The following is a 21,152-nucleotide window of genomic DNA, read 5'->3' as shown; positions in this document are numbered from 1 at the left end:
CTACTCCGGGGCGTGCTCCCGGGCCCAGCGGCAGATCGCCGCGATCTCCTCGGCGTGGGCCGGGAGCGTGTCGTCGGTGATGCCGACGACCGGGATGTGGGCCTCGCGGGCCACGTCCGGCGGCCGGTGCAGGAAGCCCTTCTCGTGCACGCCCGTGCTGCCCCGTCCCGGCGTTCCCTCGGCGAGGTGGCCGGTGGTGCGGGCGTACCGGGTGAGCACGCGGGGTTTGCGCAGGTCCCGGTCCGCGCCGTACCACTGCTGGCTCAGCGGGAAGATCGCCGTCAGCGCGTCCCACCAGCCCTCGGTGGCGAGCACCAGCCCGGGGTGGCGGTGGTGCAGCTCGTCGGCGAGCCGGCGGTAGCCGTCGATCACCTCGTAGCGCGGGTCGTTGAACCAGTAGCCCAGGGTGTCCAGGAACGCCGCGTCGACGCCGAAGTCCCGCACCATCGCCGAGATCGACTCCACCAGGTGCGTGCGGAACTCCGGTTCGCCGGGGTTGAGGAAGACCTGATCGCCCTCGCCGACCCGGTCGCCGTCCCAGTCCGGCCGGTTCAGCAGTTCCACGTAGCGGTTGGTGTCGTTGCGCAGCGCCGCCCGCTCCCAACCCGGGTACTCGACCACGTTCGCGCCGTGCCCGCCGTACATCGGCATCAGCCGCACGCCGAGCTGCCGCGCGGTGTGCGCGAGCTCGGTGAAACCCCCTGCGCCGCCCAGGTCTTCGCCGGGCCGGTACCGCGGGTAGGCGTAGTAGTAGCGGCCTTCCCAGCCGGGCAGGTAGGCCAGCACTCGGCTCGGATCGATGTGCTGCGCGACGAATCGCAGCGACTCGGCCATCTGCGCGAACGTGTTGAACACGTAGCCCGTCCAGTGCTGGCCGTGCAGCGTCACCACCAGCGCGGTCCGCCGCAGCCAGTCCGGCACGTCCGGGCGGGAGGACCACGGCACCAGGTTCTGCGAACCCTCCACGAAGGACAGGTGCTCGTCCAGGTCGGCGTCGGCGCTGTGCCCGGTGGTGCCCAGCCGCAGCCGGATCGACGGCACCCGGCAGGTCGTCGAGCGCGCCGTCGCCGACGGCACGTGCACCAGCTCGGCGATCGGCCCCGGCGCGTACGGGGGCTGGTGGACGTGCAGGATCTTCCGCCGCACCAGCGGATCGCGGACGCTGAGCGCCAGCCCGTTCGCCTCGTCCCCGGCCGCCACCCAGGGCGTCGCCCAGTCCGAGCCCGGGTATTCCAGCTGGAACCGCTGGCCGTTGACGCCGTGCGCCCAGCCGCGCCCGGTGTTCGGCGTCCACCAGCCGGCCCGAAGCTGCTCCGGCGGCAGGCCGCGCAGCAGCAGCTTCACCGCCTTGATCGGCTCGTCGTGGCGGACCGTGATGGCCCACTCCAGCACACCGGCCGCGCGGGTCACCTCGATGTCGGCCTCGCCGGCCTCGACCCGGACCTGCTGGCCGAGCCGCGCGTACCGGTCGGCGTGCACGTGGACGCGGTCGCCTTCCCGGACGTGCGCCCGCTCGACGTCGATGCCGTAGCCGTTGGTCGTGGTGAACACCTGCACCGCCCACTCCACGCCGGCGGCGCCGGGGACGGGGAAGTAGGGGTCGCGGGGGTCGAAGCTCAGGTCGGTGTCGATGAGGGCCACGCAGGTGCCTCCGATCCCTCGGCGCCGCGCGACAGGTAGCCGGCGGCCTCGTCCAGCAGCGCTGCGAGGTCATCGGTTTCATCGGCAGTGAAGACGAGCGTCTCGCCCGGCGGCAGCACCACGGCGACCCGATCTCCGACGACCAGCACCGTCATGTTGCCCGAATCGACCGGTGTGGTGCACGGGATTCGCCAGCGGAGCTGTTCGGTCGGGTCCTCGGTCGGCCACATGTCCACCTCAACGCTGCTGCACTTCGGTGCCTGACTGAACCCCGACGGCAGCCCGACATCAAGTCCGGTAGACCGATCGAGTGATAGAGGCGTGCAGTGTCCGCGACGGCGTTGTGACGTCGAGCGGCAGGGCGGGTTGTTGTCTCGAGAAGGCCTCTGAGGTTCCGCCACCCGCACCGCCACGCAAGGTGAGTCTGGAAGCAAAAAGAAGGAACAGGGGGAGGGGCCGGCGTCCCCGACGTTTCCCCCGTCTCCGGCCCGTCTCCCCCTGCCCCCGTGTTCCCCAGGGGCGTCGCCTGGCATCCCGCGACGTCATCAATGGTGCCGACTCGGGGGAATGCGCAATACCATCTTTGGTCGAGTGTGTTCACCGGACCGGACGCCGATTCTCGGCGCAGCGAAATGCGACTTCTGGTGTATTCAGGCCGGCGGTTCGGTCCCTCCCGGCGGTTCGGCGAAGCCGTACTCGTGCCCCGCGACCTGGTACAACTCCGCGTACCGGGCCAGCCGGTCGCGATCCAGCCGGACCCCGATGCCCGGTCGGTCCGGCAGGCGCAGCCGGCCACCCGGATAGCGCAGCGGCCCGTCCTCGACCACGTCGTCGGCGAGCAACCGGCCGTAGGACTGGTTGGCGCAGGGGAATCCCGGGGTGGCGGCGATCAGGTGGGCGGCGGCGCACGTCGCCACGCCGAGTTCGCCGAGGCTCTGCTTGACGACCGGGATGCCCGCGGCCTCGCCGATCCCGGCCGAGCGCTTCAGGTTCAGCAGGCCGCCGTCCAGCACGTTGTCCGCCGAGATCGCGTCCGCCGCGCCCTGCCTGATCACGTCCAGCTGGTCGTGCCGCGTGCGCGACGCCGCGTCGGCGAGCAGCGGCACGCCCGTGCGGGCGCGCAACCGGGCCATCTCCGGCAGGTTCTGGTCGGAGACCGGTTGCTCGGCGAACTCGATGTCGTAGGGCTCCAGCGCGCGCAGGGCGCGGAGCGCGGCGGCGGGCGACCACGCGCCGTCGGCGTCGATCCGCAGCGCGGCTCCGGCGCCGATGCCGTCGCGGACCGCGGCCACCCGTGCGACGTCGGTGGCCTGGTCGGCGGCGCCGACCTTGACGTAGAAGCTCTCGAAGCCCGCCGCGGCGCCCCGCACGGCCTGCTCCCGCATCCACTCCGGCGGGCCCGCCGGGACGTAGTGCAGGTATTCGACCTCCTCGCGCAGCGGGCCGCCGAAGAGGTTGACCAGCGGTTGGTCGCAGGCCTTGCCGACGATGTCCCAGCAGGCCATGTCGATGGCGGCCGTCGCGGGGCCGGTGGTGCTCGCGTGGTTCGAGGTGCCGGTGACGTCGATCAGCCTCGCGATGCGTTCGGTGCGGAACGGGTCCTCGCCGATGGCGAACCGCTCGACCCAGCGCAGCGCGGCGAGCACGATCTCGGCCGACGGGTACGCCGGGGCCTCGCCCAGGCCGGTGATGCCTTCGTCGGTGTCGATCTCGATCAGCACGCTGACCAGGCCGCGGCGGCTGCCGGCGGCCCACCTCTCGGTGGTGTCGAACGGCACGGCGACCGGGATGCTGCGGATGCCGATGATGCGCAAAACGCCCTCCCCCAGGGCATCGCGGGCGACACCTCCCCAGGCCGCTCGCGACTGCTGTGTGGCTACCGTCACACCAACCGCTGTGCTTCGCCAAAGATGCGCACGGCTTCTGCGTCGTCGATGACACCAATCCGGCCCCGGTACGTACCCTGGCCGATGGCGCCGGTCGTTTCGGCGACCGCGCGACGCGTTCTCGGACCGGAATGGACGTACATGATCGAGTGGCTGGACACGATCCCCCCTGGGGTGATCTACCTGGTGGTCGGGCTGATCATCGGGTTGGAAAGCGTGGGGATCCCGCTGCCCGGCGAGATCATGCTCGTCAGTGCCGGGGTCGCGGCGTCGCAGGGCGTGGCGAATCCGGTCGTGCTCGGCATCGTCGCCGCGAGCGGCGCGATCATCGGCGACTCGGTCGGCTACGCGGTCGGCAAGCGCTACGGTCGCACGCTGCTGGGCTGGCTCGGTCGCAAGCTGCCGAAGCACTTCGGGCCGAAACCCGTGCGCCAGGCGGAACGCGCGTTCGACCGCTACGGCGCGTGGGCGGTGTTCGGCGGCCGGTTCGTGGCGCTGCTGCGCATCCTCGCCGGTCCGCTGGCGGGCATCCTGGGCATGCCGTACCGCAAGTTCCTGATCGCGAACGCCACGGGCGGCATCGCGTGGGCGGGCACGGTGACGACCCTGGCCTACATCTTCGGCGTGGTCGCCGGGCAGTGGTTCCACCGCTTCTCGTGGGTGGCGCTGCTGGTCACGGTGGTCCTGGGCTGGCTGATCGTGCGCTTCGTCCGCCGCCGCGCGGAGCGAGAAGACGAGGCGGAGCTGGAAGCCGCCGAGATCTCGGACGAAACCGAGGACCCGGACGAAACCGGCGAATCGGCGAAGGCCGAAGGCGCGGAGCCCGAGACCGACGCCCAGGTGCGCTGACGCCGCTGGCCCGCAGTTTCAATTGAAACTGCGATCCGTCCGAGAACGAACGGCCCGTTCACCCCGCCAGACGGGGTGAACGGGCCGTTCGCGTTGCGTCGGTCAGCGGTTGGCGCGGTTCACCGCGGATACCACCGCGCGCAGCATCGCGGTGATCGTCGAGGTGTCGACGCCGACGCCCCAGAAGATCTCGTCGCCCACCGCGCACTCCAGGTAGGCCGCGGCGCGCGCGTCGTCACCGGCGGTCAGCGCGTGCTCGTGGTAGTCCATGACCCGCACGTCGTAGCCGATGCTGCTCAGCGCGTCGACGAACGCCGAGACCGGGCCGTTGCCGGTGCCGGTGATCTCCTGCTCCTCGCCGTCCACGACGACGGTCGCGGTGATGGACTCGTTGCCGTTCTCGCCGGCGGCGCGCTGCCGGACCAGCTTCAGCGGCGCGGTGGCCTCCAGGTATTCGCTGGAGAACGCCGACCACATCGCCGTCGGGCTGACCTCGCCACCCTCGGAGTCGGTGTGCGCCTGCACCACCTTGGAGAACTCGATCTGCAGCTTGCGCGGCAGCTCCAGCTGGTGCTCGGTCTTCATGATGTAGGCGACGCCGCCCTTGCCGGACTGCGAGTTGACCCGGATCACGGCCTCGTAGGTGCGGCCCACGTCCTTCGGGTCGATCGGCAGGTACGGCACCTCCCACGGGTGGTCGTCCACCGGGGTGCCGGCCTGGTTCGCCGCGTCGCGCAGCGCGTCCAGGCCCTTGTTGATGGCGTCCTGGTGGCTGCCGGAGAAGGCCGTGTAGACCAGCTCGCCGCCCCACGGGTGCCGCTCCGCAACGGGCAGCTGGTTGCAGTGCTCGACGGTGCGCTTGACGTAGTCGATGTCGGAGAAGTCGATCTGCGGGTCGATGCCCTGGCTGAACAGGTTCATGCCCAGCGCCACCAGGTCGACGTTGCCGGTGCGCTCGCCGTTGCCGAACAGGCAGCCCTCGATGCGGTCCGCGCCGGCCTGGTAGCCCAGCTCGGCGGCGGCGATGCCGGTGCCGCGGTCGTTGTGCGGGTGCAGCGACAGGATCACCGAGTCGCGCCGGGCCAGGTTCCGGTGCATCCACTCGATGGAGTCGGCGTAGACGTTCGGGGTGGCCATCTCGACGGTGGCGGGCAGGTTCAGGATCACCGGCCGCTCCGGGGTGGGCTGCCAGATCTCGGTGACCGCGTCGCACACCTCGGCGGCGTAGGACAGCTCGGTGCCGGTGTAGGACTCCGGGGAGTACTGGAAGCGGAAGTCGGTGTCGGAGTACTTGCCGGCCAGTTCCAGGGCCATCTCGGCGGCCGAGGTGGCGATCTTCTTGATGCCCTCGCGCTCCTCGCGGAACACCACGCGGCGCTGCAGGATCGACGTCGAGTTGTAGATGTGCACGATCGCCTGCGGCGCGCCTTCCAGCGACTGGAAGGTCCGCTCGATCAGCTCGGGGCGGCACTGGGTGAGCACCTGGATGCGGACGTCGTCGGGGATCGCGCCGTCTTCGATGATCTCGCGGACGAAGTCGAAGTCGGTCTGGCTGGCGGCGGGGAAGCCGACCTCGATCTCCTTGTAGCCCATCTGCACCAGCAGGTCGAACATGCGGCGCTTGCGGGCGGGCGACATCGGGTCGATCAGTGCCTGGTTGCCGTCGCGCAGGTCGACCGCGCACCACAGCGGGGCCTTGGTGATCCGCTTGTCGGGCCAGGTCCGGTCGGGCAGGGATACGTCCTCGACCAGCTCGTGGAAGGGGCGGTAGCGGTGGTAGGGCATCGAGCTGCCCCGCTGCGGGTTCCACGGCTGCTGATCGGCGGGGGCGGGCCGGGACGGCTTCCGCACCTTGCCGCCGAACGGGGCCTGGGAGTCGGGCGTATTGGTGCTCATCCGAAAGGTTCTCCTGCTCGATTACCGGGTCTTGGACCGACGACCGGCGCGTTCGAACCCCGCGACGAGGGGCCGGTCTAGGAGACCCCGTCGCGGCTTCGAAGCAGGAGAACGCGAGCCACGGAACTAGGCTAACCGCAGTAGTGGCCCGAAATGCAAGCACCCCTTCCACATCGTGGGAAGTGACACGTCACGATCTTCCCTCGCACGAGATCGGATCCGCCTGGCAGAGTGGTCGGTGGATCAAGGGGAGGGTCGATGGCGGCGAAGAAGGGGCGATCCGGGGTCGCGACGCTGATCAACGGTGCGGGCTTCCTGCTCGCCGCGATGCTGGTGCTGCACATCCTGTTCGTGGTGACCGGCTTCCCGGCGGAGAACGGGCTGGCCAGGTCCGTGGCGCAGGCGGCCGAGCCGCTGGCGTTGTTCTTCCCCGGCCTGGTGCAGGCGCCGGCCGAGGTGTTGCAGGTGTTGCTCGACTACGGCCTGGCGGCGGTGTTCTGGGTGCTGGTGGGCGGGCTGCTGGCACGAATGTTCGGCTGACCGCCCCGGTCGTGCCACACTGGAGATCGTGGCGGAAGACGTGAGCGCGGATGCGCACGAGAACGGTGTGCGTCGCGCTGACCTGCGACGGGCCCGGGCTCGGGTCGTCGGCGTGCTCGCCAACGTGGTCCGCTGGGTCGGCAACGCGGGTGCCGCGCTGCTGGCGATCCACGTGGTGTTCGCCATCGGCGGCGCCAACCCGGACAACGGCATCGCCAAGTTCGTGGCGTCCTGGGCGGAGCCGCTGGCGCTGGGCTTCGAGGACCTGTTCATGCCGGACGACCCGAAGCTCGCGGTGGCGATCAACTACGGGATAGCGGCCCTGTTCTGGCTGATCGCCACGGCGATGGCGGTCCGCATCCTCCGCGCCATCGCCTGATCGTCCACTTCGGACATTCGTCTTCCCGGGGTTTCACCCGCCGAAGGGCGGCCGGAAGGTGAGGATGCCCTGGGGTGTGATGGCGTCGACGCCCAGGAGCCGGTCGAGCAGGGCAGAGGTGATGTTCGAGAGCTCCTTCGCGAGGAGGGCGGCGAGATCGTCGTCGTAGGACTTGTGCAGCACCGCGTTGTCGGTGAGGTCCACCACGACCCGGACCCCCTTCCCGTCGTAGGTGCTGATCTTCGACTTGACGTTCTTCCCGAAATCGCTGACCACGGCGGCGAGGTCGTTCTTCCCGGTCACCTTCACGTGGTCGCCGACATCCCTGGTGCTCTCGTAGAACTCGTCTGCGGTCTGGCCGTCGGCGTTGCCTTCGCCGACGACGTAGTCCGGTTTCTTCGCGTCTGCGTCGAACGGCCACGGGCCCAGGCTGTGATCGCCGGCCAACCAGAGGCGCTTGGCGTTGATCAGCTCGTGCAGGTCGTTGTACGTGCTCGATGGGAAGCGGCTGGGGCCGAGGGCCCCCGGTCCGCCGCCCCCCGGCAGGTTCTTCAGCTGCTTGCGGTCGTTGTCGGTGCGAGCGGCGTCGAACATTTCCAGGAGCTTCGCCTTCGCGTTTTCCGCGGGTTGTTCCGGATCCTGCAGCGTGCTGACGAACTCGGCGGCCAGTGCCAAGACCGTGTTCTTGATCGCTTCCGGCAATCTCTTGATGTTCCTGTTGCCCGGCCCCAGCAGGTGGTTGCTTCGCGCCAGGTTGGCGATCTCCTCGGCCCAGGCCCCGGGCCAGTTGGAATCAGCCGGGGTTTCCTCGTCCGTCGCCCGCTGGACGGCCGGTCGCGCCGGGCCGGGAGATCCCGGCGTGACGTCCCGCTGGGCCGGGACGGGCTCGGCCAGCACGCGGGACGCGTTCTCCTCGGCGGCCCGCTCGAAGCGGTCCGCCGGGTCGCTGATCGCCAGCCCGTCGCCGCGGTCCGTGCCCGCCACCGGGCCCTGGCGCTGCTGGATGACGTGGGTCAGCTCGTGGGCGAGGGTGTGCTTGTCGACCTCGTTCGAGCCGAGGACGACGTGGTTGCCGGCGGTGTAGGCGCGGGCGTCGATCTCGGCCGCCGAGCGCTGGGATGCGCCGTCGTTGTGGACGCGGACGTCGGCGAAGTCGGCGCCCAACCGCGCCTCCATCTCCTCCCGGATCCCGTCGCCGAGGGGTTTTCCGGGAGCGCGCAAGACCTCGTCGACCGTGGAGCGCTGGAGCAGCCTGCTGACGGCGGTGTTGCCGAGGGCGCGTTGCAGGGCGAGAACCGCTTGAGGGGTCAGCGGGCCGGTCCCCGGCCGGTGGGAGTCGGTCGGGGACGGCGTCCGGGCCACCTGACCGACGTGATCGTCTCGCTGCTCGTGCGCGCGCACCCGAACTCCCTCCGCAGATCGTGCCTCTGGCCAGGCTGCTCGCCCGGTTCGTCCGGCGGACGGGTCGGGCGGACATCATCGAGGGCAGTGTTGGTGCCCGTCTTGCCCCCGCCGCTGCCCCGTCGTCCGGGCTCCGGTCGAATCCGCTGCTCTCGGCCGGATGTGATCGAGCCCGCGGTGTGACGCCGGTGGCGTTCGGCGGTGCGACGGCTTCCGGCGCGTGACAATCGGGTGCAACCCAATGCCGCTCGGCGTGGAGCGCGTGTCCCCAAGCACCGGAGGGATGTGCGTGTGACGACCCGAGCGCTCCCCATCACCTTGCTGCCGCCCTGGCTGTTGCGGATGTTGCGGCCGGCGCCGATTCCGGCGGACTGGACCCGGGCGTGCGCCGCGAGCATCGGCGTGGGACTTCCGCAGGTCGCGGGCCTGCTGACCGGCCGGATCGACGAGGCCGTGCTCGCCTCGGTCGGCGCGCTGTGCGCGAGCTTCTCCGACCTGACCGGCTCCTACGGGTACCGGCTGCGCCGGGTGGGCCTGGCCGCGATCCTCGGCGCTCTCGGGTTCGCGGCCGGGGCCGCCGCGCCGGGCCCGTGGTGGGCGGCGGCGATCGTGCTCGCGGTCGCGGTGCCGTCGGTGCTTTCCAGCAGGATGGGCGATCTCTGGTCGTCCGGCGGCGCGCACATGCTGACGTTCTGCGTGGTCGCGACCGGTCAGCGCTCGGCGCTGCCGCTCGGCGCGCAGGTCTGGTGGTTCTTCGCCGGCGAGTTGCTGGTGCTCGCGATCATCGCCGCCACCTGGCCGTTGCGGGGCACGGCCCCGGCGCGCGGCGCGGTCGCGGCGGTCTTCGACGCGACGCTGCGCATGTTCGACGCCGAGTCGCCGATCACCGCGCGGCAGAACCTGACGAAGGCGCTGGACAACGCGCACGACGTGCTCGTGAGCGGAGGATCGATGTCGCGCAGCCGCGTGCGCGACCGCCTCTACCTCGTCTACACCTACGCCACGCCGATCGTCGAAGCATCGGTTTCCCTTGCGCACAGCGGAAAGCAGCCGCCGGAGCGGGCTCGCGAAGCGCTGCGCGAGCTGGCGCGCTGCATGCGAACCGGCGACCTCCCGCCGCCCTACCGGCCCGGTTCCGACGAATCACCGCTGGTACGCGCCCTGGACCGGGGCATCGCGGACCTGGTCGCCGCGTTCCGGCGCGCGAAGCTCCCGCCGGTTTCCGGCGATCACCGCGAGCGCTTCCGGCTGACCTTCGGCCGCTCCACCTGGGCGCAGGTGTGCCGGATGCTGCTGTGCCTGGCGCTCGCGGAGGGGATCGGGCTGGCGGCGGGCATGGACGAGCCGTACTGGATGGCGCTGACGGTCGCGCTGGTGCTGAAGCCGAACTCGGGCTCGGTCTTCGCCCGCACCGTGCTGCGCGCGGTCGGCACCGTGATCGGCGTGCTCGTCGCATCGGCGCTGATCGCGCTCGTGCCGACCGGCTGGTTGCTGCTGCCATTCATCGTCGCGCTGGCCGCGAAGCTGCCCGAGGCGCTCAGCAGGCATTACGGCCTGTTCACCGCGGTCATGACGGCGCTGGTGTTGCTGCAGATGAGCCAGAGCGCGCAGTTCTTCCCGGCGGCCCGGCTGGTGGACACGGTCGTCGGCTGCGCGATCGTCCTGGCCGGCGGTTTCCTGCTGCGGCCGTTGCACCGGGGACCGGCGCTGCCGAGCCGGTTCGCGGACGCGGTGGAGGCGGTCTCGGAGTACGTGTCCCAGTCGCTCGCGGGAGTCCGCCACGGCCGCCAGGCCCTCCGCCGCCGCACCTACCGCCAGCTGGCGGATCTCCGGGCGGCGCTCCAGCAGGAGCTGATGAACCCGGCGACGGCGGCGACGGCGGAGAGCTGGTGGCCTGCGGTGATCGTCCTTGAGCGAGTGGTGGACGCGGCCACGGAGAAGGCGGTCCGCAACGACGCCCAAGACCTCCAGAAGGCCCAACGCCTGGTGTCGACGATGAGGTCGACGACCCGCCAACTCCGCACGACCCCAGGATCCCCGGCGGACTTCCGCGACGACCTGGACCGGATCTACGCGCGGATCGCCGAACCAACCCCCTGACCCCGCCCCCGGCGCACGCCCTCAACCGACGCACAGTCCGATCGATGTCCAGTCGCGATCCATGTCCAGTTTCAATTGAAACTGTTGGAAACCGGTGTGTCGGGACACGACACGCCGGTGCCTGTGGACAACTCCCGCAATTTCAATGGAAATCGGACCTCTGATTTCCATTGAAATTGCGGGACAACGGAATCACGGACCGCGCCGTCAGCGGAGGTGACCGTGTCGCGGCTCCTGGGCGGGGTCGCCCAGCTGATCCCGGAATAGACGAATCCCTTTCGCTGGCAACGATGTTCTCCGCCACGGCCGACCGCGATCGCGAAATCGGTCGCCGGGCGGGGTGGGTGCTGATAGCTTGCGGCCGTGGATCTCTTCTCGCGCTCTTGGGCTGCGTTGCGGACGGCGGTCGCCGAACTCTCCGACGAAGACTTCGCACAGCCGTCCGGCTGCGCCGGCTGGCTCGTGCGAGACCTGGTGTGCCACCTGGTCATCGACGCCCAGGACGTCCTGATCACCCTCGTGACCCCCGCCGACGCGGAGCCGACCCGCGACGCGGTGACCTACTGGGCCGTCTCCGACACGCCGCCGACCGGCGACGACCCGCTGGACGCGCTGATCGTCCGGCTGGCCGCCGCGTACGAGCAGCCGGAGCTGCTGAAGTTCCACCTCGACGACGTCGGCTCCGCCGCCGGGCGCGCCGCCGAACTCGCCGATCCGAAGCTCGCCGTGAGCACCCAGGACATGGTGCTCACCGCGGGCGACTACCTCTCCGCGTACGTCCTGGAGTGGACCCTGCACCACCTAGACCTGATCGCACATCTCCCGGACGCCGCGGGCCCGCCCGCCGACGGCCTCGCCCGGACCCGCGAGATGCTGGAGGAGATCGCCGGGACGGCGTTCCCCGCGTCGTTCTCCGACGAGGACGCGCTGCTGATCGGCACCGGGCGCCGGGTTCCGACCGACGCGGAGCGGGCCGAATTGGGCGACCTGGCCGCGAAACTGCCGCTCGTCCTCGGCTGATCAGTCCACTGTGGATGTTTTGAAGTGCGGTCTCGGTGAGACCGGTTGTTGCATTGACGGGAGTATCGGGTGTCGGTGAGTGATGTGCGGGATGCGTATGGCCGGCGGGCGGAGGAGTACGCCGATCTGGCCGTTTCGGCGGAGTGGATGGCCGAGCTGGACCGGAAGTTGATGTCCAGGTGGGCCGGTGAGGTGTCCGGGCCCATGATCGACGTGGGGTGCGGGCCGGGGCAGTGGACCGACTTCCTGCGCGGCCAGGGCTGCGACGTCGAGGGTGTCGACCTCGTGCCGAGCTTCATCGAGATCGCCCGGTCGCGGTTTCCCGGTGTCCCGTACCGCGTCGGCGAGCTGGATCAGCTCGGCGTGCCCGATCGCTCGGTGGCCGGGATCCTGTCGTGGTACTCGATCATCCACACCGACCCCGAGAACGTGCCCCGCATCCTCGACGAGTTCGCGCGATGCCTGTGCGACGGCGGCAGCCTGTTGCTCGGCATGTTCGAGGGCACGAAGGTCGAGCCGTTCCCGCACGCTGTGACGACCGCCTACTTCTGGACGATCGAGGAGATGTCGCAGCGTCTCGTGGAATCGGGTTTCCAGGTGGAGGCGACCGAAAGCCGCGTTGATCCGGGCAGGCGACCGCACGCCGCCATCGTCGCGCGGCGCGTACGCGCCGACCAGTAGTCCCGCGTGTGGGTGCCCGGCGCCGTCGATCTGGTCGATCCGCACCGGAACGACGGCGCCGAGCCCCGGAGTCCCCGCATGCCTGAATTGGGGAAGCTACCCGACTTCGTGGAGCGTCGCGTGGAGCTGTTCCGCCGCTTCCCACGCGTCCACGTAGCGCAGCCACGACGGGGCGAAGCTCAGCTTGAGCAGGTCGTCCTCGGCGTAGTCCACCAGCACGTCGCGGTCGTACAGCGCCTCCGCGATCCTCTGGGCCCTGTCGTGCCGCAGGCTGATCTGCGCGCCGCGCTGCAGCCCTTCGAGCACCGGCACGACTTCGATCTGCGCGTCGGCGCAGAAGTCGTCCAGCCGCGTGAGGAAGACCTCCGCCAGCCGCGCCGTCTTCGCGGCGAGCGCCGCCGGTGACACACCGTCCAGGATGGACAGTCCCGATCGCAGCTCGGCGACCGACAGGGAGCCCGCGAACCCGTCGCCCAGCGAAGGCAGTGCGCCCGCCGCGGTGCAGGAGGACTTCGGCGCCTCGTGGCGGTGCCGGTCGGCGACGAAGCAGTAAGCGGGCGCGCCCGAGCCGCCGCCGAGGTAGCGGTCGCCGCTGCCGATGGCGAAATCCACGTCCCAGCCGTGCAAATCCACGTCCAGCGCGCCCGCCGAGCCGCTGAGCTCCCACAGCGCCAGCGCGCCCGCCCGGTGGATCTCGGCCGTGATGGCGGCCGCGTCGCGCACGCCTCCGGTCCGCGCGTCGGTGTGCGACACGGCGACCACCGCGACCTGGCCCGCCGGCAGCTCGGCCAGGTCCGCGCTGCTGCGGATCAGCTGCAGGCGGCCGCCGATGAAGTCGGCCGCGGACCGGGCCAGCAGGCAGTCGGCGGGGAAGCAGTCCCGGCCCACCGCGAGGATCGGTCGCCCCGGGCGCAGCCGCGCGGCCGCGAGCAGCGTGTTGAACAGGCTGATCGATGCCGTCTCGGCGACGGTGATCTCCCCGGCCTCGGCGCCGATCAGCGGGGCGAGCGACGCCGCCGCGAGCCGAGCTTCGCCGCGCCATTCGGATTCGCCGCACACGCGGCCGGTGTAGGGCTGCCGGTGGTGCTCGACGAACCGGCGCAGCCGGTCGGGTGTGGTGCGCGGCAGCGGGCCACCGCTGCTGCCGTCGAGGTGGATCAGGCCGGGCGGTAGGTCGTAGCGGGCGCGCAGATCGGCGAGCGGGTCGGTCCGATCGAGCGCCTCTGCCGTCGGCCGGGTGGTGGTCCACACGAGTGAAGTCTTACCGCATGACCCAACGGTCCGTAACGGGTGAAGCGCTCAGGAGCCGAACATCAGTGGAAGTCGTGGTGCCCACGGCCCAGTGGCCTGCGCCGTTCAGGCGGGTGCGGCCGTGGTCGCGCCGATCACGAGCTCGACCGGCACCGATCGGTGCCGCGGCTCCGGCGGCCGCCCGTCGACCACGCCGAGCAGCGTGCGCACCGCCGACGCGCCGGCGTCCTCGGTCGGGACGTGCAGCGTGGTCGCTTCCGGCACGGCGAGGCCGAACTCCGCGAGATCGTCGGCGCAGCACACGCTGAGCTGCTCCGGAACCTTCACGCCGAGCGTGGCCAGCCGGTACATCAGCCCCATGAACAGCGCGCTGTTGTAGGCGACGGCGGCGGTGCACCCGCTCGCCACCAGCTCGTCGGCGATCCGGTTGCCCGCCTCGAAGGTCGGTGGCAGCGGGCCGAACGCGACGACCTCGTGCCCGGAGCCGTTGCGCAGGCCGTCGAGCCGGCGCGGGTCCGCCCACGAGCCGCGCGGCCCGCCGAGGTAGGCGATGCGGCGGTGGCCGAGCCCGGCGAGGTGCGCGCCCATCTCGTGCAGCCCGCCGGGGGTGTCGATGACGACCGACGGCACGCCGCGCGCCCGCCGGTCGACCAGCACCATCGGCACGTCCGGGAGGGTGAACAGCGAGGCCGGGCCGCGCGGGGCGATGGCCACGAAGCCGTCGACCCGGTTGCGCAGCCGGTCGATCAGGGTGCGTTCCCGCTCCGGCGATTCGTCGCTGACCACGACCAGCAGGTCGTTGCCGGCCTCCTCGGCGGCGCGCTGAGCGCCCGCGATGATCGTCGCGTAGAACGGGTTCGCCAGGTCCGGGACGATCATGGCCAGCAGCCTGGTGCGGCCGGTGGCCAGCGCCTGGGCCGACGGGTGGTAGCGGAAGCCGAGCTCGATCGCCGCGTCGCGAACCCGCTGCCGGGTCCGCTCCGCGACCATCTCCGGCCGCACCAGCGCGCGCGACGCGGTCGCCACCGACACGCCGGCCTTGCGGGCCACGTCGGCCAGCCGCGCCATGGCGTCCTCCCTCACGTCTCTTTGACACCTTCATACCGTGCCGCTTATCGTCCCTGCAATCGCTTGCAATGCAAGCGCTTGCATCTTTCACCAGGGGAGATACCGCTGATGACCGACGTGAGATCGGGATCGAAGCTGGACGGCTGGTTCCGGTTGTCCGAACGCGGCAGCTCGGTGCGCACCGAACTGCTGGCCGGGCTGAGCATGTTCTTCGCGTCGGCCTACGCCGTGGTGGTGATCCCCGGCATGCTCGCCAAGGCCGGCGTGCCGCACGCCGCGGCCACCACCGGCACGATCCTGACGATCGTGCTGGCCACCGCCGCGGTCGGCTTCTTCGCCAACATGCCGTTCGTGCTCGCACCAGGGCTCGGCGGAACCGCGCTGGTCGCGGCGACGCTGGTGCAGCAGCAGCACGTGCCGTACCCGGTCGCGATGGGCATGGTCTTCTGGTCCGGCGTGGCGATCCTCGTGCTGTCGCTGCTCGGGCTGCGCGGGCTGCTCGCCAAGGTCATCCCGCAGAACATCCGGGTGGCCATCGGCACCGCCATCGGGCTGTTCATCGTCTACATCGGCTTCAAGCTCTCCGGCATGCTCGAACCGGGCAAGAGCGGGCTGGAGATCGGCGACCTCAGCTCGCCGGAACCGCTGCTCGCGCTCGGCGGCATCGTGCTGGTCGCCGCGCTGCAGGCGCGCAAGGTGCCGGGCGCGTTCGTCATCGGCATCGTGGTGCTGACCCTGATCGGCATCCCGCTGGGCGTCACGGAGCTGCCGGACCACTGGTTCCAGGCGCCGGCCGGCGTCGGCCCGGTCGCGTTCCACATCGACCTCTGGAGCGCCCTGCGGCCGGAGTACCTGCAGTACCTGTTCGCGTTCTTCGCCTCGGAGCTGTTCTCCGCGACCGGCGTCGTCCTGGCGGTGACCGAGCGGATCGGGCTGACCGAGCGCGAGGGCCAGAAGTCGAACATCAACCGGACGTTCCTGGTCGACTCGGTCGCGATCACCGGCGGCTCGATGTTCGGCGCCCCGTCGGTGACCACCTACGCGGAGTCCGCGGCGGGCTCCGACGCCGGTGGCCGCACCGGGCTGACGTCGCTGACCACCGCGGGCCTGTTCCTGGTGCTGCTGCTGTTCACGCCGTTCGCCACGATGATCCCGTCGGCGGCGACCGCGCCGGTGCTGGTCGTGGTCGGGCTGAGCATGATGCGCGGCTTCAAGAAGGTCGACATGACCGACCTGACCGAGGCGATCCCGGCCGGGCTGCTGGTGGCGTGCACGATCTTCTGGGGCAACTTCGGCAACGGCATCGCGGCGGCCCTGACGGCGTACGTGCTGATCAAGGTGGTGGCGGGCAAGTTCCGCGACGTCCACCTCGGCATGTGGATCATGCTGCCGTTCCTGGTGTTCTTCTTCATCACCTCCGCCCACTAGCGGGTCCCCCGGCGGTGTCGACCTCCCGCAATTTCCATTGAAATCGGAGGTCCAGTTTCAATTGAAACTGCGGACCATCGGCGTGTCGCACCCCGACACACCGGTGCCTGTGGACAACTTCCCGCAACTTCAATGGAAATCGTCCCTTCGATCTCAATGGAAATTGCGGTGGGTCCGGACCACGACGTCGGTCGAGAAGACCTCGTCGGACGACCTGCCCGCGACGAATCCTGAGGAGCCTTGCCTTGACCGACCTGCGGATCACTGGTGGACGCGTGGTTTCCACGTTCACCGGCGAGATCTTCGACGCCGACGTGCTGGTGACCGGCGAGGTGATCAGCGGCGTCGTGCCGCCCGGCGCCGGCCCGGAAGCGGCCGAGGTGATCGACGCCGGCGGCAGGCTGGTCGTCCCGGGTTTCATCGACGCCCACATGCACGTCGAGAGCTCGTTCGCGACGCCCGCGGCCTTCGCCCGGCTGACGCTCCCGCGCGGCACCACGACGGTGCTCGCCGACCCGCACGAGATCGTCAACGTCGCGGGCAAGGCCGCGATGCGCTGGATGATCGAGGACGGCAGGCGCAGCCCGCAGACCCAGCTCTGGGGCGTGCCGTCATGCGTGCCCGCGCTGGCGGGCATGGAGTACTCGGGCGCGCACCTCGATCCCGAGGACATCGACGAACTCCTCGGCTGGGACGGCGTTTCCGCCCTCGCGGAGGTGATGGACTACCGCGCCGTGGTGGCCGGTGACCAGCGGATGCACGACATCGTCCGGGTCGCGCGCGAGCGCGGCACCATCCTCGACGGGCACTGCCCGAACCTCTCCGGCGAGGAGCTCAGCAAGTACCTGGCCACCGGCGTCGACTCCGACCACACCAAGAACGCCCCGGCGGTCGCGGTCGAGAAGGCGCGCCTGGGCATGACGGTGATGCTGCAGGAGAAGTGCCTGCTCCCGGAGGTCGTGTCGGCGCTGACGTCGCTGCCGCAGCTGCCGCCGCTGTGCCTGGTGACCGATGACCTGGCGGCCGACCACATCGCCGCGAAGGGCCACCTGGACCACATTGGACGGACGGCGGTCGCGGCGGGCCTGGCGCCGCTGGACGCCCTGCGCGCGCTGACCTGGAACCCGGCCCAGCGCCTCCGCAAGTACGACCGCGGCGTGGTGGCGCCGTCGAAGCGCGCGGACCTGCTGCTGCTGGACGGAGAGCTGGCCGACTTCGCGGTGCACACGGTGATCGCCGGTGGAGCGGTGGTGGCCCGTGGCGGCGAGCCGACCTACCCGGCGCCGGACGTCACCGACCACCCCTTCGCCGGTTCCGTGCACATCGACGAGATCGCGCCGGACGAGTTCCGCTGGCGGCTGGACCTGCCGGATGGTCAGCACGAGTTCCGCGCCCTGCGGGTGAATCCGGTCGACACCTACACCGAAGCGGCCGAGGTGCGGCTCGACGTGGTCGACGGCGAAGTGCAGTGGGAGGGCCACGTCGCGCTGCTCTGGGTGCGCAACCGCCACGGCCGCACCAGCACTTCGTGCGTCCCGGTCATCGGCATGTCCCTCGGCGACGGAGCCCTGACCACCACCTACGCCCACGACAGCCACAACTTCGTCACTCTCGGAACGACTCGGCGAGCCATGCGAGCCACCGCGGAAGCGGTGCTGGCCGACGACGGCGGCGTCGCGGTCGCCCACGCCGGAGGCGTGGCGGCGCGGCTGCCGCTGGCCGTCGGAGGCGTCATGTCGGCGGAGCCGACGGCGGAGATCGTGGCGGGCAGCCGCCGAGTGCGCGAAGCGCTCGAGGCTTGGGGTTGGCGGCACGCGAACCCGTTCATGAGCGTCTCGACGCTGACGCTCGCGGTCTCGCCGAGCGTCAAGATCACCGACCTCGGCCTGGTCGACGTCCTGGCCCGCGACTGGACCCCGCAGGTCCTCGACTGCTGCCACTGACGCGCGAAGCCGGGGGCGCGCGATCGGCTTCACCCGGATCGCGGCGCCGCGTTGGCCCGGTCTATCTCGGCCATGTGCTCCTCCGCCCATTCCCGGAGCGCCGCCAGCGGCACTTCGAGCGAGCGGCCCAGATCGGTGAGCCGGTAGTGGACCTTCGGCGGCACGGTCGGTTCCACGCGGCGGGCGACCAGGCCGTCGCGGGTGAGGCTCCGCAGCGTCGCGGACAGCATCTTCTGCGAGACGCCGGGCATTCGCCGTTGCAGCTCGGCGAAGCGCACTTCCTCGGGATCGGCGTCGGCGAGGACCTTGACCGCCATCGACGTCCACTTCGTGCCGATCCGGTCCAGCAGCCTGCGGGTGGGGCAGCCGGGGTCGAAGAGATCGCCGCAGCTGCCCTTCGGGGCGGTCACCTGGAGCTCACCACCTGTCGTGGAAGTGCCGTCTTGGCACCTCGAGTGCCGTTACCTACGGTTTCGTAGTAACCAATGGTAACCACTCGTGGAGGTATCGTGCCCGACATCGCCCGGGTCCGGGCCAACGGCATCGACGTCAACGTGGCGGTGGCCGGCGCGGGCCCCGCCGTCCTGCTGCTGCACGGCTTTCCGCACACCTGGCGGCTCTGGTCCGAGGTGATCCCGCAGCTGGCGCCTCGTCACCGCGTCATCGCCCCGGACCTGCGGGGCCTCGGTGCCAGCACGAGAGCGGCCCACGGCTACGACGCGGGCACGCTCGCCGCCGACGCCGAGGCGCTGCTCGACGCGCTGGGGGAGCAGACGGCCGCAGTGGTCGGCATCGACGCGGGCACGCCGCCCGCTTTCCTGCTGGCCATGCGGCGGCCCGAGCGGATTCGGCGGCTCGTGGTCATGGAGTCGCTGCTGGGCACGCTGCCCGGAGCCGAGGACTTCCTCGCGGGCGGTGCGCCGTGGTGGTTCGGCTTCCACTCGGTCCCGGGGCTCGCGGAAACCGTCCTGGCCGGGCACGAGGCGGAGTACGTCGACTGGTTCCTCACGACGGGCACCCGCGGCCGCGGCATCCCGGGGGAGATCCGCGACGAGTTCGCCGCCGCCTACGCGGGAAGCGAAGCCCTGCGCTGCGCGTTCTCGATCTACCGCGAGATGCCCACCAGCGCGCGCCAGATCCGCGAAGCGGTCGCGGCGGCCAGGCTCACCGTGCCGACCATGGCGATCGGCGCGCACCCGGTCGGCAGCGCCCTCGAACGCCAGCTGCGCCCGATCGCCGACGATCTCGTGGCGCACCTCGTCGAGGACTGCGGGCACATCATCCCGCTCGACCGTCCCCAAACCCTGGAGTCGCTGCTGATCCCCTTCCTGGCGGGCGTTTAGGCTGGTCAGCGGCTCGTTCGAAAAAGTTGGAAAAAGTTGGCGCCCGGATGTCGAGGATCCGCCGCGTGCTCCGACCAGAGGGTGACAGCGCGCCGACGGGGCGCGCGGGACGGGAAGGACACCCGAGATGAAGTACGTCGCGATGATCTACGGCAACCAGGCCAAGTGGGACTCCTACCCGGCCGAGAAGTGGCCCGAGGCGATCGCGAAGCAGGACGCGTTCAACAAGAGGTACCGCGAGACCGGCGAGCTGATCGGCGCCTACGGCCTCGCCGACGCGGCCAACGCCCAGCTCATCCGCCGCAAGGACGGCGCCCCGGTGGTCACCGACGGCCCGTACCTGGAGACCAAGGAGTACCTCGCGAGCTTCTACCTGCTCGACTGCGAATCCCTGGAGCGGGCGCAGGAGATCGCGGCGGACATGCCGTTCGCCGATGCGGAGCCGGTCGAGCTGTGGCCGGTGCTGCACGAGGCCGCGGGGGACATGTGAGCCACGGTGTTGAGGACCTGCTGCGCGAACTCGCGCCGCAGGTCCTCGGCTCGCTCGTCCGCCGGTACGGCGCCTTCGACTCGTGCGAGGACGCCGTGCAGGAGGCGCTGATCGCGGCGGCCCTGCAGTGGCCGAACGCGGGCGTGCCGGAGAACCCGCGGGGCTGGCTGATCACCGTCGCCTCGCGAAAGCTGGTGGACCAGGTCCGCAGCGAGGCGGCACGTCGTCGCCGCGAGGAAGCCTTGGCGACTCCGCAGGCCGCGCTGCTCAGCCACGCGGCGGACAGCACGCCGGAGACCGATCGGGACGATTCCCTGGCCCTGCTGTTCCTGTGCTGCCACCCTGCGCTGTCCTCGGCGAGCCGGGTCGCGCTGACGTTGCGCGCGGTCGGCGGCTTGACGACGTCGCAGATCGCCGCCGCGTTCCTGGTGCCGGAGGCGACCATGGCGCAGCGCATCAGCCGCGCGAAGCAGGGCATCAAGGCCGCCGGCTCGACCCTCGCCATGCCCGAGGAAGCCGACCGCGCCGAGCGGTTGGACGAGGTCCGGCACGTGCTGTACCTGATCTTCAACGAGGGCTACACCGCGACGGACGGCGCGGACCTTACGGCGCCGGAGCTGTCGACGGAGGCGATCCGCCTCGCCCGCCTGCTGCACCGCCTGGTGCCCGAAGACACCGAAACAGCGGGACTTCTCGCCCTGATGCTGCTCACCGACGCCCGCCGTCCGGCGCGCACCGACCAGCACGGCGAACTGGTCCCGATGGCGGAACAGGACCGCAGCCGCTGGAACCACCGACTGATCGCCGAAGGCATCGAGCTGATCAGCCGAACCCTGCCGCGCGGCCAGGTCGGCCCGTACCAGCTCCAAGCGGCCATCGCCGCGGTTCACGACGAAGCCGAGAGCCCGGAAGACACGGACTGGCCGCAAATCCTGGTCCTGTACGAACTCCTGGAACGAACCGGGCCGAACCCGGTGGTGACGCTCAACCGAGCGGTCGCGGTAGCGATGGTCCACGGCCCAGCAGCCGGCCTCGAACTCCTGGCGACCCTGGAGCAGGACAAGCGGATCGCCCGCCACCACCGCCTTTTCTCCACCCGGGCCCACCTGCGGGAACTCCTCGGCGACCACGCCGCCGCAGCAGAGGCGTACCGCGAAGCGGCCCGCCGAACCACGAGCGCGCCTGAACGCCGACACCTCACGTCGCGCGCCCAGCGATTGGACCCGTGAGTGTTGA

The 21,152-nt window shown here is 70.8% G+C and carries 19 protein-coding genes; 11 read left to right on the top strand and 8 right to left on the bottom strand.

Annotated features, from left to right (window positions below; genetic code table 11):
- From AB0H93_RS05145 to AB0H93_RS05135, 3 genes are all read right to left on the bottom strand, one after another.
- Positions 1-1,641 (bottom strand): hypothetical protein, encoded by a 1,641-nt coding sequence (locus tag AB0H93_RS05145; protein WP_358567645.1) that lies wholly within the window; start codon positions 1,639-1,641, stop codon positions 1-3.
- The gene (locus AB0H93_RS05140) at positions 1,617-1,871 is read right to left on the bottom strand and encodes a hypothetical protein (RefSeq protein WP_235883238.1); all 255 of its coding nucleotides are present in this window, start codon (positions 1,869-1,871) and stop codon (positions 1,617-1,619) included. The genes AB0H93_RS05145 and AB0H93_RS05140 overlap by 25 nt, the downstream gene beginning before the upstream one ends.
- 420 nt (positions 1,872-2,291) lie before the next feature.
- On the bottom strand, positions 2,292-3,527 hold the full coding sequence (locus AB0H93_RS05135) for a mandelate racemase/muconate lactonizing enzyme family protein (RefSeq protein WP_358567642.1): 1,236 nt from the start codon (positions 3,525-3,527) through the stop codon (positions 2,292-2,294).
- Between the two features lie 141 nt (positions 3,528-3,668).
- On the opposite strand from AB0H93_RS05135, the gene AB0H93_RS05130 reads away from it, so the two are divergent.
- Complete coding sequence (locus tag AB0H93_RS05130; protein WP_358567639.1) at positions 3,669-4,376, top strand: DedA family protein; 708 nt, start codon at positions 3,669-3,671, stop codon at positions 4,374-4,376.
- A gap of 102 nt (positions 4,377-4,478) precedes the next feature.
- On the opposite strand, the gene leuA is transcribed toward AB0H93_RS05130, so the two are convergent.
- Positions 4,479-6,272: a 2-isopropylmalate synthase gene (gene leuA / locus AB0H93_RS05125; RefSeq protein ID WP_358567636.1), complete on the bottom strand. Its 1,794-nt coding sequence runs from the start codon at positions 6,270-6,272 to the stop codon at positions 4,479-4,481.
- A gap of 258 nt (positions 6,273-6,530) precedes the next feature.
- Here leuA and AB0H93_RS05120 point away from each other — a divergent pair, with 258 nt between their 5' ends.
- Both AB0H93_RS05120 and AB0H93_RS05115 read left to right on the top strand, forming a co-directional pair.
- Complete coding sequence (locus tag AB0H93_RS05120; protein ID WP_132479048.1) at positions 6,531-6,812, top strand: hypothetical protein; 282 nt, start codon at positions 6,531-6,533, stop codon at positions 6,810-6,812.
- Between the two features lie 28 nt (positions 6,813-6,840).
- Entirely contained in the window at positions 6,841-7,191 is a 351-nt protein-coding gene (locus tag AB0H93_RS05115; RefSeq protein ID WP_358567633.1) for a hypothetical protein, read from the top strand.
- 33 nt (positions 7,192-7,224) lie between these two features.
- On the opposite strand, the gene AB0H93_RS05110 is transcribed toward AB0H93_RS05115, so the two are convergent.
- Complete coding sequence (locus AB0H93_RS05110) at positions 7,225-8,592, bottom strand: DUF4157 domain-containing protein (protein WP_358567631.1); 1,368 nt, start codon at positions 8,590-8,592, stop codon at positions 7,225-7,227.
- 291 nt (positions 8,593-8,883) lie between these two features.
- Between AB0H93_RS05110 and AB0H93_RS05105 the strand changes: the two genes are divergently transcribed.
- The 3 genes from AB0H93_RS05105 to AB0H93_RS05095 all read left to right on the top strand — a co-directional run bounded on the left by AB0H93_RS05105 (position 8,884) and on the right by AB0H93_RS05095 (position 12,393).
- Positions 8,884-10,692, top strand: coding sequence for an FUSC family protein (locus AB0H93_RS05105; RefSeq protein ID WP_358567629.1), 1,809 nt, complete (start codon positions 8,884-8,886; stop codon positions 10,690-10,692).
- A gap of 363 nt (positions 10,693-11,055) precedes the next feature.
- Positions 11,056-11,712 carry a maleylpyruvate isomerase N-terminal domain-containing protein gene (locus AB0H93_RS05100; protein ID WP_358567626.1) on the top strand — a complete coding sequence of 219 codons (657 nt, stop codon included), beginning with the start codon at positions 11,056-11,058 and terminating at the stop codon, positions 11,710-11,712.
- Between the two features lie 69 nt (positions 11,713-11,781).
- On the top strand, positions 11,782-12,393 hold the full coding sequence (locus AB0H93_RS05095; protein WP_358567623.1) for a class I SAM-dependent methyltransferase: 612 nt from the start codon (positions 11,782-11,784) through the stop codon (positions 12,391-12,393).
- A gap of 96 nt (positions 12,394-12,489) precedes the next feature.
- On the opposite strand, the gene AB0H93_RS05090 is transcribed toward AB0H93_RS05095, so the two are convergent.
- Positions 12,490-13,644 (bottom strand): aminotransferase class V-fold PLP-dependent enzyme, encoded by a 1,155-nt coding sequence (locus AB0H93_RS05090; protein WP_358567620.1) that lies wholly within the window; start codon positions 13,642-13,644, stop codon positions 12,490-12,492.
- A gap of 105 nt (positions 13,645-13,749) precedes the next feature.
- Positions 13,750-14,727, bottom strand: coding sequence for a LacI family DNA-binding transcriptional regulator (locus tag AB0H93_RS05085; RefSeq protein ID WP_358567617.1), 978 nt, complete (start codon positions 14,725-14,727; stop codon positions 13,750-13,752).
- 93 nt (positions 14,728-14,820) lie between these two features.
- On the opposite strand from AB0H93_RS05085, the gene AB0H93_RS05080 reads away from it, so the two are divergent.
- Entirely contained in the window at positions 14,821-16,140 is a 1,320-nt protein-coding gene (locus tag AB0H93_RS05080) for an NCS2 family permease (protein ID WP_358567614.1), read from the top strand.
- Between the two features lie 245 nt (positions 16,141-16,385).
- A complete protein-coding gene (locus AB0H93_RS05075; protein WP_358567611.1) occupies positions 16,386-18,083 on the top strand; it encodes an adenine deaminase C-terminal domain-containing protein in 1,698 nt (565 codons plus the stop codon).
- 29 nt (positions 18,084-18,112) lie between these two features.
- Here the strand turns inward: AB0H93_RS05075 and AB0H93_RS05070 are convergent, their stop codons facing one another.
- On the bottom strand, positions 18,113-18,493 hold the full coding sequence (locus tag AB0H93_RS05070; protein WP_358567608.1) for a helix-turn-helix domain-containing protein: 381 nt from the start codon (positions 18,491-18,493) through the stop codon (positions 18,113-18,115).
- Positions 18,494-18,568: 75 nt separating this feature from the next.
- Between AB0H93_RS05070 and AB0H93_RS05065 the strand changes: the two genes are divergently transcribed.
- From AB0H93_RS05065 to AB0H93_RS05055, 3 genes are all read left to right on the top strand, one after another.
- Positions 18,569-19,426, top strand: coding sequence for an alpha/beta hydrolase (locus tag AB0H93_RS05065; RefSeq protein ID WP_358567605.1), 858 nt, complete (start codon positions 18,569-18,571; stop codon positions 19,424-19,426).
- Between the two features lie 127 nt (positions 19,427-19,553).
- Entirely contained in the window at positions 19,554-19,916 is a 363-nt protein-coding gene (locus AB0H93_RS05060) for a YciI family protein (RefSeq protein ID WP_093267318.1), read from the top strand.
- Positions 19,913-21,145 carry a DUF6596 domain-containing protein gene (locus AB0H93_RS05055; RefSeq protein ID WP_358567601.1) on the top strand — a complete coding sequence of 411 codons (1,233 nt, stop codon included), beginning with the start codon at positions 19,913-19,915 and terminating at the stop codon, positions 21,143-21,145. The genes AB0H93_RS05060 and AB0H93_RS05055 overlap by 4 nt, the downstream gene beginning before the upstream one ends.
- The last annotated feature ends 7 nt before the right edge of the window (positions 21,146-21,152 follow it).

The organism is Saccharopolyspora sp. NPDC050642, from assembly GCF_040654735.1.
Lineage (GTDB): Bacteria > Actinomycetota > Actinomycetes > Mycobacteriales > Pseudonocardiaceae > Saccharopolyspora > Saccharopolyspora elongata.
This window is presented reverse-complemented; position numbering and strand designations above follow the sequence as displayed.

Coding starts and splice junctions, on each gene's coding strand:
- AB0H93_RS05140 (WP_235883238.1), bottom strand. CDS start 1,871: ATGTGGCCGACCGAGGACCCGACCGAACAGCTCCGCTGGCGAATCCCG.
- AB0H93_RS05080 (WP_358567614.1), top strand. CDS start 14,821: ATGACCGACGTGAGATCGGGATCGAAGCTGGACGGCTGGTTCCGGTTG.
- leuA (WP_358567636.1), bottom strand. CDS start 6,272: ATGAGCACCAATACGCCCGACTCCCAGGCCCCGTTCGGCGGCAAGGTG.
- AB0H93_RS05120 (WP_132479048.1), top strand. CDS start 6,531: ATGGCGGCGAAGAAGGGGCGATCCGGGGTCGCGACGCTGATCAACGGT.
- AB0H93_RS05060 (WP_093267318.1), top strand. CDS start 19,554: ATGAAGTACGTCGCGATGATCTACGGCAACCAGGCCAAGTGGGACTCC.
- AB0H93_RS05065 (WP_358567605.1), top strand. CDS start 18,569: ATGGTAACCACTCGTGGAGGTATCGTGCCCGACATCGCCCGGGTCCGG.
- AB0H93_RS05130 (WP_358567639.1), top strand. CDS start 3,669: ATGATCGAGTGGCTGGACACGATCCCCCCTGGGGTGATCTACCTGGTG.